At 75.0% G+C, this 13,279-nt stretch carries 13 protein-coding genes; 6 read left to right on the top strand and 7 right to left on the bottom strand.

Annotation, left to right across the window (positions count from 1 at the left end; genetic code table 11):
- Positions 1 to 104 precede the first annotated feature (104 nt).
- Positions 105 to 1,355, top strand: coding sequence for a PP2C family protein-serine/threonine phosphatase (locus tag PKE99_RS07550; protein WP_197040450.1), 1,251 nt, complete (start codon positions 105 to 107; stop codon positions 1,353 to 1,355).
- Here PKE99_RS07550 and PKE99_RS07545 read toward each other — a convergent pair.
- Positions 1,321 to 2,253: a glycoside hydrolase family 26 protein gene (locus PKE99_RS07545; protein WP_051736757.1), complete on the bottom strand. Its 933-nt coding sequence runs from the start codon at positions 2,251 to 2,253 to the stop codon at positions 1,321 to 1,323. The two genes, PKE99_RS07550 and PKE99_RS07545, sit on opposite strands and share 35 nt — an antisense overlap.
- Positions 2,254 to 2,400: 147 nt before the next feature.
- Here PKE99_RS07545 and PKE99_RS07540 point away from each other — a divergent pair, with 147 nt between their 5' ends.
- Both PKE99_RS07540 and PKE99_RS07535 read left to right on the top strand, forming a co-directional pair.
- Positions 2,401 to 4,416, top strand: coding sequence for a glycosyltransferase (locus PKE99_RS07540; protein WP_081923750.1), 2,016 nt, complete (start codon positions 2,401 to 2,403; stop codon positions 4,414 to 4,416).
- 13 nt (positions 4,417 to 4,429) lie between these two features.
- Positions 4,430 to 4,765, top strand: coding sequence for an STAS domain-containing protein (locus tag PKE99_RS07535; protein WP_037040766.1), 336 nt, complete (start codon positions 4,430 to 4,432; stop codon positions 4,763 to 4,765).
- 25 nt (positions 4,766 to 4,790) lie between these two features.
- On the opposite strand, the gene PKE99_RS07530 is transcribed toward PKE99_RS07535, so the two are convergent.
- The 4 genes from PKE99_RS07530 to PKE99_RS07515 form a co-directional block, all read right to left on the bottom strand.
- Complete coding sequence (locus tag PKE99_RS07530) at positions 4,791 to 5,156, bottom strand: ATP-binding protein (RefSeq protein ID WP_197040449.1); 366 nt, start codon at positions 5,154 to 5,156, stop codon at positions 4,791 to 4,793.
- Between the two features lie 44 nt (positions 5,157 to 5,200).
- Positions 5,201 to 6,403, bottom strand: coding sequence for a PP2C family protein-serine/threonine phosphatase (locus PKE99_RS07525; RefSeq protein ID WP_037040765.1), 1,203 nt, complete (start codon positions 6,401 to 6,403; stop codon positions 5,201 to 5,203).
- A 108-nt stretch (positions 6,404 to 6,511) separates the two neighbouring features.
- A complete protein-coding gene (locus PKE99_RS07520) occupies positions 6,512 to 7,591 on the bottom strand; it encodes a glutamate-cysteine ligase family protein (protein ID WP_037040764.1) in 1,080 nt (359 codons plus the stop codon).
- A 106-nt stretch (positions 7,592 to 7,697) separates the two neighbouring features.
- Entirely contained in the window at positions 7,698 to 9,101 is a 1,404-nt protein-coding gene (locus PKE99_RS07515; protein ID WP_037040763.1) for an RNB domain-containing ribonuclease, read from the bottom strand.
- Positions 9,102 to 9,300: 199 nt separating this feature from the next.
- Here PKE99_RS07515 and PKE99_RS07510 point away from each other — a divergent pair, with 199 nt between their 5' ends.
- From PKE99_RS07510 to PKE99_RS07500, 3 genes are all read left to right on the top strand, one after another.
- Positions 9,301 to 10,359, top strand: coding sequence for an esterase/lipase family protein (locus PKE99_RS07510; protein ID WP_051736755.1), 1,059 nt, complete (start codon positions 9,301 to 9,303; stop codon positions 10,357 to 10,359).
- A gap of 404 nt (positions 10,360 to 10,763) precedes the next feature.
- On the top strand, positions 10,764 to 10,925 hold the full coding sequence (locus PKE99_RS07505) for a hypothetical protein (protein ID WP_156067119.1): 162 nt from the start codon (positions 10,764 to 10,766) through the stop codon (positions 10,923 to 10,925).
- A 13-nt stretch (positions 10,926 to 10,938) separates the two neighbouring features.
- Entirely contained in the window at positions 10,939 to 11,676 is a 738-nt protein-coding gene (locus PKE99_RS07500) for a hypothetical protein (RefSeq protein WP_037040762.1), read from the top strand.
- Between the two features lie 12 nt (positions 11,677 to 11,688).
- On the opposite strand, the gene PKE99_RS07495 is transcribed toward PKE99_RS07500, so the two are convergent.
- Together PKE99_RS07495 and PKE99_RS07490 are read right to left on the bottom strand one after the other, a co-directional pair.
- Positions 11,689 to 12,426: a maleylpyruvate isomerase family mycothiol-dependent enzyme gene (locus tag PKE99_RS07495; RefSeq protein ID WP_037040760.1), complete on the bottom strand. Its 738-nt coding sequence runs from the start codon at positions 12,424 to 12,426 to the stop codon at positions 11,689 to 11,691.
- Positions 12,423 to 13,247, bottom strand: coding sequence for a fumarylacetoacetate hydrolase family protein (locus PKE99_RS07490; protein WP_037040757.1), 825 nt, complete (start codon positions 13,245 to 13,247; stop codon positions 12,423 to 12,425). Before PKE99_RS07490 ends, PKE99_RS07495 begins: the two co-directional genes overlap by 4 nt.
- Positions 13,248 to 13,279 lie beyond the last annotated feature (32 nt).

Below are 13,279 nucleotides of genomic sequence, written 5' to 3'. Positions count from 1 at the left end.
AGAGCGCCGTCGACCTGTGTCCGGTGGAGGGTCAGGGGGCGCGCGGGGACCAGGTCCGGGCGACCTCGGGGCGCCGTCGGGAGCCGGGGTGCGTACCGTCGCCGGTGACGCACCCCGGCGCCCCGGAGGAGGACATGGCCGAGATCGGCACGACGTCGCTGCCGGGCACCCCGCCGGAGCCCGCCGCACCCGCGCTCGACGCCGCGGAGCTCGCGCGCGTGCGTGCCGTGGAGAGCCTCGGGCTGCGCCCCGAGGTCGGCGACGAGCGGTTCGACCGCATCACCCGGCTCGCCCGGAGGCTGTTCGGCGTGCCGATGGTGGGCGTGTCGCTGATCGACGAGAACCAGCAGTGGTTCACCTCGCGCCAAGGGCACACGGTGACCTCCCTGCCACGGGAGAGGTCGATGTGCGACCAGACCGTCCGGCGCTCCGGGGACCTCGTCGTCGAGGACATCGCCGCCGATCCGCGGTTCGACCAGCACCCCGTGCTGACCGAGCTGGGGATCCGCTTCTATGCGGGCCGCACGCTGCACACCTCCGGCGAGCGGGTGGGCACGCTGTGCCTGCTCGACACCCGGCCGCACGCCTTCAGCACCGAGCAGCGGGCCGCGCTGGCGGAGCTGGCGGCAGCGCTCGAGCAGGAGCTCGACCACGACAGCGAGCTCGAGCGCGCCGCGGAGATCCAGCGCAACCTCCTGCCCCGCTCGGCCCCGTCGGCGCCGGGATGGGAGTTCGCCGCGTCCTGCCGGCCCGCCCGATCCGTCGGCGGCGACTTCGTCGACTGGCAGGCCCAACCCGACGGCCGCCTCGTCATGACCCTCGCCGACGTCATGGGCAAGGGGTTGGCGGCCGGTCTCGTGGCGGCGACGGTGAAGACCGCGCTGCACACCGCGAGCCGGCGCCGGCCGCCCGCCGAGGCACTCCGGCTGGCCGCCGCCGCGCTGGAGGACGACCTGCGGCTCACGGAGTCGCTGGTCACGCTGCTGCACGCCCGCCTCGACCCCGCGACCGGCCTGCTCGAGTGGGTGGACGCCGGTCACGGCCTCCAGCTCGTGGTGCGCGCGGACGGGTCCGTCGAGCGGTCCGGCTCGGGCGACCTCCCGCTCGGGACCCTGCCCGGGGACCGCTGGACGCCGCACACCACCGTCCTCGAGCCGGGCGACGTGCTCGTGGCATGCAGTGACGGGCTCCTCGACCTGTTCGGGGGCACGTTCGCCGCCCTCGACGAGATCATCGGACTCGCCCGCACCACCGGCACCGCGGGTGCGTTCGTCGACGCGGTGGTCGAGCTGAGCGGGCACCGGACCATGACCGACGACGTCACCGTGGTCGCCACCCGGCGCCTTCCCCGCTGAACCGCGCCGGCAACGGCGGCTCTGCGGAGACGGCCGCCTGCTCGCGGAACGCCGCCGCGGATTCCGGCGAGCTGGAGATCCGCCAGTCCGCCTCCTTGTCCGCCTCGAACCAGATCAGGCCGCGGACGCGCTCCTGCTCCGCCAGGGCGAACAGCCGGCGGATCCAGTCGGCCTTGTCGCCGCCCTCCTCCGCACTGGCCGTCTCGGTGATCACGATCGGGTGGCCGGAGAGGGCGCGGAGGTCGGCGAGGCTGTCGGCGAAGACCTCCGCCGGGGACCGCCAGCCACCCCAGGGGAGCGCGTCACCGCCGTTGTAGCCGTCGACGGCGAGCCAGTCGACCACGTCGTCGCCCGGGTAGAGCGGCCCGTACGCGGCCGTCCCCACGGAGTGGACGTTGACGCACCACACCCAGACGACGTCGGCGCCCTGGTCGCGGAACACGTCGTGGACGTGGCGCCAGGCGGCGACGAGGTCGGCCGCCGTGGTGCCGCCGACCCCGACGCTCCACGGATAGTGGGGCGCATCGGCCTCGTGCATGAGGCGCAGCGCCAGCGTCCCTCCCCAGTCCCGCACCTGACGGGCGAAGGAGGCGATGTAGGCGTCGTGGGCCCCGGCGGCGATCCGCCCGGGGGTGTAGTCCGGCTGCACCGCGCCCGCCGCCGGGTCCCAGGGTTCCCAGGTGAGCATCGGCAGCGCCCCGTCGGCGGCCGCGGCGTCGGCGCGGGCCGGGTCGAAACCCGGCTCCCCGGCCCACGCGGCGTACCAGACCTCGATCGCGGGACGCACCCCCGCGCTCCGCGAGAACGCGGCGACGCCGGTCCGGTCCTCGGCCGCGACGCCGACCGCGAGCGGTGCGGGTTCCGGCGCGGCCGCGGCGAGCAGCAACAGCCCCAGCACACCACCACCCACCGTGAGGAACGCCGCCGTCCAGGGGACGCGACTGCCTCGTTCCGGTCTGCCGACAGGCCCCGAGCGGCGCATCTCCCTATCCTCTCCCGGCATGAGTGCAGTTCGGCACCCGGCGTACGCGGGGAGTACCCGCCGATGACCGGGAATGCCTCCTCGGTGCGCCGACACCGGGCCCCGAAGGCGGCCAACCGGGTCGTCGTCCGCATCCTCGTGATCCTCACGCTGTCCCTGGGCGTGAACTACGTCGTCTGGCGCTGGTTCGAGTCCGTCAGCTGGAACGTCTGGTGGATCGCCGTCCCGTTGGTCCTCGCGGAGACCTACAGCCTCGTCGACGCGTTCCTGTTCGGTATCACGATGTGGCGGATCAAGGAGCGCGGCGAGCCCCCGACTCCCGATCCGGACGCCACCGTCGACGTGTTCGTGACCACGTACAACGAGCCGGTCGACCTCGTCATGACCACGGCGCGGGCCGCGCGGGACATCCGCTTCCCGCACCGGACATGGGTCCTCGACGACGGCGCCCGCCCCGACATGGCCGCCGCCGCGGCCGAGGCCGGCATCGGCTACGTCACCCGGGACGCGAACTGGGAGAACATGCCCCGGCACGCGAAGGCGGGCAACCTGAACAACGCCCTGATGCAGACCGAGGGCGAGTTCCTGCTGATCCTCGACGCGGACCAGATACCGGACCCGCAGATCCTCGACCGGGTCCTGGGCTGGTTCCGCGACCCGGACGTCGCCGTGGTGCAGACGCCGCAGTTCTTCACCAACGTCACCGCGGCCGACCCGCTCGGCAGCCAGGCGCCGCTGTTCTACGGGCCGATCCAGAAGGGCAAGGACGGCTGGAACGCGGCCTTCTTCTGCGGGTCCAACGCGGTGCTGCGCCGCGAGGCGCTCATGCAGCTGGGCCTCGTCGGCTACGTCAAGCAGGTCGAGCGCAGCATCGCGCAGATCCTCAGGACCGCCGACTCGCTGCTCGACACCGCGGAGCGGGAGGCCCGCGACCACGGTCCCGAGGTACTGAGGGCGGTGGACGCGGTGCGGACGGCGGTCGGCCTGGCGCGGACCGAGATGCGCTCCCGGGACACGTCGCTGTCGGAGGTCACCTACCGCTTCCGGCAGCGCGTCGACGAGGCGTCCCGCGGGCTCGTCGAGGCCGACATCGCCGCGCTGACCCGCGACCTGGAGGAGCTCGGCGAGCTGGAGACCTACGGACGGCACGCCCGGCCGGTGCCTCCCGTGCTCGACGAGGTCGCCCTGGCCCGGCTCTCGCACCGGGAGCTGTCCCCGCTGGCCGCGTTGTCGTCCGTACGGACCCTCGTCGACGCCGTGGACGTCAGCCGCCCGGACGAGGCACAGCCGGTCATGCCGATGGCCACGCTCTCGGTCACCGAGGACATGGCAACGGCGATGCGGCTGCACGGCATGGGCTGGAAGAGCGTGTACCACCACGAGAACCTGGCCCACGGCCTCGCGCCGGAGGACCTCGGCACGATGCTGCACCAGCGGCTGCGCTGGGCCCAGGGCACCCTCCAGGTGATGCTCAAGGAGAACCCGCTCGTGCAGAAGGGGCTCTCCGCGGGTCAGCGCCTCATGTACTTCGCGACGATGTGGAGCTACCTGAGCGGGTTCTTCGCCCTCGCCTACCTCGCCGCCCCGGTGTTCTTCCTGTGCTTCGACGTCCGGCCGGTCGTGAGCTACGGCCCGGACTTCCTGGTCCGGCTGGTCCCCTACCTGGTCCTCAACCAGCTGCTGTTCCTGGTCATCGGCTACGGCAGACGGACCTGGCGCGGGACCCAGTACAGCCTGGCCCTGTTCCCGCTCTGGATCCGGGCGGCGTGGACCGCCTGCGCCAACGTGTGGTTCGGGCGGCCGCTCGGCTTCGTCGTGACCCCGAAGACGAAGCAGGCGCGCACCCGTCCTCCGTGGCGGCTGGTCTGGCCCCAGCTCACGGCGATGGCCCTGCTGGCCCTGGCGGCCGTGGTGGGCACGGTCCGCTACCTGCTCGGCGCGGCCGAGTTCACTCTCCTGAGCCTCGGGGTGAACCTGGTGTGGGTCGTCTTCGACCTGGTCATCCTGTCCGTGGTGATCTCGGCGGCGACCTACACCGGCCCCGAGGCCGACGACGAGCAACCGACCCCGACGACGTGAAGGCACGATCGACATGAACTTCGGCACGGAGCACCTCGACGACGACACGGCCGTGGTCACGCCCCAGGGCCGGCTGACCATGGTGTCGACCGCGGGACTGAGGAACCTGATCGGCGAGCTCGTCGAGGGTGGCCGCGTCCACATCGTGGTGGACCTCGCCGCCACCGACTTCATCGACTCGTCGGGTCTCGGTGCGCTGGTCGGCGGCCTGAAGACCGCCCGTCAGGCCGGCGGCGACCTGCGGATCGCCCGGCCGACGGAGCAGGTGCGCACCGTCCTGCAGCTCACGAACCTCGACCGGGTCCTGCGTCCCGCGGCCAGTGTCCGGGACGCATTCGGCGCCACCTGACGGCGCGACCGACCACGCGGGCGCGTCAGGCCGTACCGCGGCGCCGGACGACGGTCCAGCGGTTGCCGCCCTCGGAGCGGACGTGCTCGAGGTCGGCCACCGCCGCGGCGAGGGCCAGGCCCCGTCCGCTCTCGGCCAGGTCGTCCGCCGGCAGCACCGCCGCAGCGGGATCGGCGGGCGGTGCGCCGCCGTTGTCCTCGAGCCGGGCCTCGATCCGGTCCGGGTGCACCAGGAGCTGCATCTGCACGTCGACCGGCCGGCCGTCACCCTGGCGGGCGTGCTCGACGAGGTTGCCGACGATCTCGACCAGCGCCGTCTCGAACAGCATCCGGTCGGTCCCGGCGACGTCGGGTGCGTCGACCCAGAGCCGGCCGAGGGCGTCCTGCACCACGTCCAGACACCTCGGCGTCCCCGGGTACCGGAGGCTCCGGGCGATCACGGGCATCGTCGGACGACCACCATCGTGACATCGTCGGCGAGCGCGCTGCACCGTGCACGCCGGGTCACCCGGTCCACGTACTCGACGAGTCCGCCCGGGGGCACCTCGCGGACCCCGCGTGCCACGTCGGCGAGAGCGGCGTCCAGCGTCGGGTACAGGTCCAGGAGACCGTCGCTGAAGACGACGACGGCGTCCCCGGACGCGAGCTCGGCGACGTGCTCGGACCACCGGTCGTCCGGCAGCGTCCCGAGCGGGAGCCCGCCGGCGGGCGGTCGGGTGACGCCGCCGTCCGAGCGGACGAGGAGCATCAGGCCGTGGCCGGCGTCGGCCCAGGTCAGCTGTCCGGTCGCGGGCGTGAGCCGCGCGTGGCACAGGGTCACCAGCGTGCCCGTGCGCTCCAGGTCGGCCTCGAGGGCGACCGCCGCGTCCCGGACCGCCGCACCCGGCGGCAGCTCGCGCCCCGCCGTGCGCAGCGCCGACCGCACGGTCGCCATGAGCAGCGCGGCACCGATCCCCTTCCCCATCACGTCGCCGAGGGTCATCGCCACGTCGGCACCGTCGTCGCCCACGCGGTACCAGTCGAACAGGTCGCCGCCGACGGCGTGGGCGGGCACACACGTGCCGACCACCTCGTAACCGGGGACGTCGATCGACCCGGCCTGCGGCAGCAGGGCTTGCTGCACCTGCGCCGCGCGCTCCATCTCCGACGTGCGCCGCAGCACCGCCTCGGCCCAGTCCGCGAGCTCGGCCAGCATCGCGCTCTCGACGGGCCCGAAGCCGCGCGGCGCGGGGTCGATCAGGCACAAGGTGCCGACCCGGACGCCGGACGAGGTGGTCAGCGGATGACCGGCGTAGAAGCGGACGTGCGGATCGCCCCGGACGAAGGGGCTGTCGGCGAAGCGGTCGTCCGCGCGGGCGTCCTCGATCACCGTCTGCTCCGCGGGTGCGGCCAGCGTGACCCTGCAGAAGGTGTCCTCGAGCGGGACGTACGGGATGTCGAGGCCCTGCGCCGACTTGACCCACTGGGTGTCCGCGTCGACGACGGTCACGGCCGCGATCTCGACGCCGAAGAGCTTCTGCGCGAGGCGGGTGATCCGGTCGAACCGCCCCTCCCGCCCCGCCGGGTGCACGCCGAGCGAGTCCAGCGCCAGCGCGCGGGCCTCCGCGGGCGTCGTGCTCGGGTCGGCGGTCGCCGTCATGGCCGTGGTCCCTCCCTGGCCGAGGTCGGGCAGAAGATAGCGCAGTCCTGGGCCGATCGGCCCGCCGGAAATGCTCCGTTCCGCCGGGCGGGAACCGACCGTCCGGGATCAGCGGGAGACGAGGGCGGGCCCGGCGAGCATCCGTGCGGCCGGGCACTCGCGCGCCCGCCACCGCTCCCGCAGCGCCGCCAACCGGGTCAGGTCCGCCGGGCGGTCGGCGAGCGCCCGCTCCGCCGCGTCGAGGAGGACGCCGGTCCCCGCGTGCGTGTCCGGGTCCGCCAGCCCCTCGACGGCGACGTGCCGGTGCAGCGCGGCGTCGGGCGTCCGCCGCCGGCCCGGCAGGGTGTCGTCGAGCACGAGGCCGGTGAGCAGGCTGAGCAGCTCGCCGTACAGCGCCGGGTCCGGGCAGGCGTCGAACGCCTTGAACTCGATCCGCCCGACCTCCGCCGGCAGCCGCGCGGGCTGCGTGAGCGAGGGATCGGTGGCGAGCGCGTGCGGCGATCCCGGCTCCAGGAACACCATCGCCGCGGGCCGCAGTCCGGTCCGCACCGCCGTCCGGGCCGACAGCCCGCCCCAGGCCGCGCCGTCGCGGAACGGCGAGGAGAACGCCAGCGGCACGAGCCAGGGGCTGTAGTGGGTGAGCTTGGCGCCGGCGTCGACCAGCTCCGCGCCCCCCAGACCCGCGACGGACAGGTTGAGATCCGGCCCGTGGGTGACCATGTGCAGGTGGGCGGTCCGCTCCTCCGGCGAGCCCGTGCGGTGGGCACGCTCCCAGGCGTTGAGCTCGGGGACGACGGGATAGCTCGACCGCACCGGGTTGAACCCGATCGGGTACGGCTCCAGCCCGCGCCCGGCCGCCTCGCACTCCAGCGCCCGCAGGTCCGCCGCGAGCGCCGCGACGGCCCCCTCCACCGAGTCGTGGATCCGGGTGCGGATCTCGATCCCCTTCGGGTCGCAGCGGACCAGGCCGCCCGCGTCGTCGAAACGCTCGAAGCCCTCGACGTACCAGCGCTTGCGCTTGATGCCCTGGTCGCCGATCCGCAGATCGGGGTAGTCGGCCGGGTCCTCGGGCAGGGCGTCGACGATCCCCTGCAGCTCCTCGAAGGTCGTGTTCGTGAAGTCGGCGAACGCGCCGTCGGCGCGGCGGAACGCCACCTCGTGCTCGATCCCGTACCTGACCTGCGCCACCCTCGACCTCCACCCCGGCGTTCGTGCCGGCGGACGACGCTAGTCGTGCGCGGACCGTCGCGGTGCGTGTCGGTGCGGACACCCGATCGGGCTTGAGCGGGCGCCGTCAGTCCAGTAAGGCGAACCTGACCCGGCCGGTCACCGGGTCGGCCTCGACCAGCCGGGTCCGCACGGTCGCCCCGGGCTGCAGCTCACCCTCGCACCTGGCCAGGACGGGCGGATCGGTGAGGAAGACCTCGCCGGGCTCGCGGCGCAGCGCCACGACCGCGAACTCCTCCCCCACCCGGCCGGCCAGCACCGCGGCCTCGGTCCGGTCCGTGCAGGCGCGGTCGACGCGGGCGGCCAGGGTGTCCGACGCGCTCATCAGGCCGGGCAGCCCCGGCAGCGCCTCGAGCAGCCAGTCCGGCACCTCCCGCCCGGCCGCGAGCGCCAGGCAGATCTCGCTGCCGAACCGGTCCACCAGCCGCCGCAACGGGGCCGTGACGTGCGCGTACGGCGCCCCGATCCCGCCGTGGCCCGGGTCCTCGGGCGGCGGGGTGCCCGCCCCGAAGGACGCGTAGGCGGCCCCGCGCAGCAAGGTCGTGGCGGCCCGCCGGACGGCCAGCGCGCGCGGATCGGCGTCGGCCGGGCGCGGCAACGCCGCGAGCACCTTCGCCGGGGACTCGCCCTCCGGCCAGTCCAGGCCCAGCTCGAGCGCCGTCGCCCGCAGCGCGGCGACCGCCTCGGGATCGGGCGCCGGGAGCGTGCGCAGCAGCCCGACCCCGGCGTCGAGCATCATCTGCGCCGCGACCTGCCCGGTGAGCAGCGAGATCTCCGCGTTCCAGTCCTCCACCGGCGTCCGCCGGCGGGTCCGGACGGTCCACCCCGTCCCGGCCGGCACCACCTCCTGTTCGGGCAGCTCCAGCTCGATCGCCCCGCGCGCGACGGCCCGGGCGCGGCGCAGCGGACCCAGCTCGGCCAGGGCGGCGATCGCCGGGTGCGCCCGGCCCGCCTCGATCGCGGCCTGCACGCCGGCGTAGTCGAGCCGGGCCACCGAGCGGACCAGCGCGCGGCGCACGTCGGCGCTCCGGACGGCGCCCTCGCCGTCGAGCTCGATCCGCCACAGCACCGCGGCGCGGGGCCCGTCGGGCAGGAGGCTCGCGGCGTTCTCGGACAGGACCGGCGGGTGCAGCGGGACCGCGCCGTCGGGCAGGTAGAGGGTCTGGCCGCGGCGGCGCACCTCGGCGTCGAGCGGGCCGCCCGGGTCGACGACGGCGCCGAGGTCGGCGATGGCGTAGTGCACGGTGAACCCGTGGGGAGTCCGCGTGATGCCGACCGCCTGGTCCAGGTCCTTCGAGGCCGGCGGGTCGACCGTCACCAGCGGGATGTCGGTGGCGTCGACGCGCGGGCCGTCCGGGCCTGCGGCCGCGGCGCGCTCGGCCTCGGCCAGCACCGCGGCCGGGAAGGCCGCGCCGTGGGCGGGCAGGCCGAACTCGGCGCGGACGGCGGCGAAGTCCGGGGCCGTGCTCATGGCGTGCTCACGGGCGCACCCTACGGTCGGGCGGACCGACTTGTGCGGCGGAGCGCGGGGTGTTGTCGTATCCGTCGAGTTCCCCGCCGGCCGGACGGAGCCGCCCGTGCGCACCGTGTCCCCTGCGCCCACCGAGCCCCCTTCGCCTCCGGCGCGCCCCGCCTCCTCCGCCCGGCCCCGGCCGTCCGCCCTGGTCCGCGTGGCGACGGCGGTCGTCGTCGTCGTGGGGCTGGTGTTCGGGGTCTACGCCGCCGTGAGCGGCGCGTCCCTGCGCACCGAGCCCGCGGGTCCGGCCGGGGCACCGGCGGTCCCGGTACCCGCCGCGCCCGCCTGGGCCCCGGTCGACCGCCCCGGCCCCGCGCTCACCGCTCCCGCCGCGGACCTCACCGCCAGCCTGGTCTGCACCCGTGGGCAGGCGAACCGCGACACCGTGCTGCTGCTCTCGGGCACCGGTGCCGACCCCGACACGGCCTTCCGCTGGGGGCTGCGGCCGCTGCTCGCCTCCGAGGGCTTTCCGACCTGTCTGTCCACCGCGCCCGACGCCAACACCGGCGACATCGCCCGCCGCGCGGAGTACGTGGTGCACGCGATCCGCACCATTGCCGAACGGACCGGGCGGAAGGTGGCGGTCGTCGGGCACAGCCAGGGCGGGATGGTGCCGCGGTGGGCGCTGCGGTTCTGGCCCGACGTCCGCGACCGCGTCTCCGACCTCGTCGCCCTCGGCCCCACCAACGCCGGCTCCGACGCCCTCCGCGCCGGGTGCGCCCGGGGCTGCTCGGCCGCGTTCTGGCAGCAGTCCAGCGGCTCCCGGTTCGAGGAGGCGCTGAACTCGGAGCGGCGGACCTTCGCCGGCGTCGACTACACGGTCGTGGTGTCGACCGGGGACACCGTCGTCACGCCCGAGCCGCAGGCCTCGGCGCTGCCGGCCGAACCGGGCGGCGGGGCGGTCGCGGGGAACGGGGCGATCGCGGTCCAGGACGTCTGCCCCGGCCGGACGGTCGAGCACGGCCCGCTCGGTCTGTCCGACGCCGTCTCCTTCGCGCTCGTCGTCGACGCGCTGCGGAACCCGGGGCCGGCCGACCCCGCCCGGATCGCGGCGTCCACGTGCAAGCGGACCCAGGCCCAGGGCATCACCTCCGCCGAGCTGCGGCAGGGCACCGCTGCGGTGGACCGGGCGCTGACACGGTCCGCCGCTACCGCCGCGGTCCTCCCCGCCGAACCCGACCTCCCCTGCTACACCCGCCCCACCCCCTGCTGACGCGGCCCGGCGCGCATACCCCTCGGCGGCGTGCCACACCCGCTGCTGCCCGCTCGCACATACGCCCCGGTCGCCGCACACCCGGTCGACGACCCGCGCGACGCTCCACGCGGTGTGCGAGCTCCGACGGCTCGCGACCGGCCACCCGCCGGAGGGCGGTCGTATCCCACGGGCTGGCGCCGGCCGGTCACCCGAGCAGCACCCCCGCCGCCGGCCGATCGCCCTGCTCGCACACCCACATCACCTCGAACGGGCGAGGGTCGGAGCCACCGCGTACCCGCCGCACCCGGCGGTGCCGCCGTCCGGGCGAGGCGAAACACGGTCGTCATCCCCTCCTCTGGACAACTTCGCGGCGAAGGATCAGCCTGGTACGCAAGCGTTCACCGCTACGACCGGGAGGCGTCATGAGGTTGGGCAGGAAGCTGGCGGAGGGTGTCGCGATCGACCGGGAGGCCGAGCGCCTCGCCGAGACGCGGGAACCCGCACCGCAGGCGCACGACACGGTCCCGGTCGTCACCGCCGCCCTGGCGGAGGACGCCCCGGCCGAGCGTCCCGCCCGGGTCTGACCGGGCCGGGTCGGTGGGCGGTCCTTTCGCCCGCAGCCCGCGCGAACACTCCGACGAGCCCCTGCCGGGGTTCAAGCTCGCGTACCCGATGCTCGCCGCCGACGGCGCGAGCTGCGGGTTCAGCGGCGTGACCCTCGGCAGGGCGCACGTCTACCGCGCGGTGGACGACGCCATCTGCGCGCACGGCTCGCGGCACGCCTGCCCGTCGCGCTGGTGTGACTGCGGGTTCTACTGCTTCCACGAGATGGGCTCCGCGCGCGATCTCGCGTGCGAGCCGGACCACCGCAGCGCCGTGCTGCTGGAGGTCGCGGCGTCGGGCCGCTACCGGCGCTACGAGCGCGGCCTGCGGTACGCCCGCCAGCGCGTCAAGACGGTCCGCATCGGGCGCTGCGAGTGCGGGCGCCCGGCCGACCTGCTGGCCGACTCGGGGGCCGGCAGCGTCGGGTGGCGGCGGCTCCTCCCGGTCTGCCGCAACTGCGCCGCCGACCGCCCGGTGCTCGGCCCGGAGCGGTTCGCCGAGCTCGCCGGCGGGGTGGAGGTCGTGCTCGAGGGCCGCCCGACCGGCCTGGCCGACGACGAGGAGCAGGCCCCCGTCGCCGCGTCGCCGGAGGTGCCGGCCGAGGACCCGGGCACGGTCGCCGTGCTCTCCGCCGAGGTCGCGGTCCTGCACGCCCGGCTCGACGAGACCCTCTCCCGGCTGGAGGAGGTGCAGGCGCGGCTCGACGAGCTCACCCGCCGCGACCGCCCCTGAACGGTCCGCCCACTACAGCCAGGCGGGCAGCTCCGGGACCGGTGTGGCCTCGCCCTCGGGCGTGACCGCCCGGATCCGGCGCGAGCGCCCGCGCCCGGACACCCACGCCGCCAGGTCGGCGACGGGCGCCTCGACCGACACGGCGGGCGCCGTGCCCTCGGACGCGGTCGACCACGCCTGGTTGCGGTCGCTGGCGACCAGCCGCACCGCGGGCACCCCGGACCGGGCGGCCAGGTTCCCGGCCACGTCGGCGACGAGCTCGCACAGCATCGGCTGCGGGAGGTCCTCGAACGAGGCCCCCACGTCGAGGTCGACGGAGTGGATCCACATCTCCCGCGCCCGCATCCACGCGATCTCGGTCGCCGGCACCTCCTGCCCCTGCCGGTTGCGGATGCTGCGCGACCACGCCTCCTCGGGCATCGCCTTCACGACCTGGGCGAGCTTGTCCGAGGTCGCGACCACGTCCTCGCGGATCGCGGCCGGCTCCCGCTGCGCCCCGCTCGCGATGTCCGCGTCCCGCTGGGTGTCGTCGGCGTAGGCGGGGGTCTCCTCGCCCGTCCGCGCCCAGTGCAGCAGGTTCATCATCGCCTCGGCATTGCGGGCGACGTGGCTGAGCACGTGTGCACGGGTCCAGCCGGGCAGCCCGGACGAGGCGCGGAAGGCCTCGTCGCCCATCCGGTCCATGAGCCCACGGAGGTGCGCCGCACCGTCGCCGGCCCACGCCAGCGACAGCTCGAGCGTCCGGGTCATTTCGCGAGCCGGCAGACGTTGCGGCACTCGCCGAGGCCCGCGATCGCGGTGACCAGCTCCGCGCCGTCGGTCAGGTACCGCGGGGGCCGGCGCGCGTGGCCGACGCCGCCCGGCGTACCGGTGGCGATGACGTCGCCCGGGTTGAGCGTGAGGATCGCCGACAGGTACACGACCAGGTCGACCGCGCCGAACACGAGCTGGTCGGTGGTCGAGTCCTGCATGACCTCGCCGTCGAGCGTCGAGGAGATCGCCCAGCCGCCCTCGGGCAGCTCGTCCGGCGTGACGAGCACGGGGCCCAGCGGGGTGCTGTGTTCGAACGTCTTGCCCTGCAGGAACTGCTTGGTGCGGTTCTGGTAGTCCCGCACGCTGACGTCGTTGAGGATCGTGTAGCCGGCGATCGCCGCCGCGGCCTCGGCCTCGTCGGCGTGGCGCACCGGCCGGCCGATCACCACGGCCAGCTCGGCCTCGTAGTCGACCTGCTCGGAGACGGTCGGCAGCTCGATCTCGTCGTACGCGCCGACGAGCGCGGGCGCGTACTTCGCGAACACCGTGGGGTACTCGGGCAGCTCGTTGCCCATCTCGAGGACGTGGTCGCGGTAGTTCAGCCCGACGCAGATGATCTTCTCCGGCGCGGGCACCAGCGGGGCGTAGTCGAGCCCCTCGACGGCGTGCGACGGGCCGGCCGCGGCCGCCGCGTGCTCGGCCCAGTCCGGGCGGGACAACAGGGCCCGCAGGTCCGCGTCGCCGGTCTCGGTCGCGCCGGTCGCGTCGACCCGGACGGCGCGGGTCCCCGCGGCGGTCCGGATGGTGGCCAGCCTCATCGCGTGCGCTCCACGCTCGATCCTCGCGTCAC

It is taken from the genome of Pseudonocardia halophobica (genome assembly GCF_027922425.1).
GTDB classification, from domain to species: Bacteria; Actinomycetota; Actinomycetes; order Mycobacteriales; family Pseudonocardiaceae; genus Pseudonocardia; species Pseudonocardia halophobica.
The sequence above is the reverse complement of the archived record's forward strand: the minus strand, read 5'-3'. Positions and strand labels throughout refer to the sequence as shown.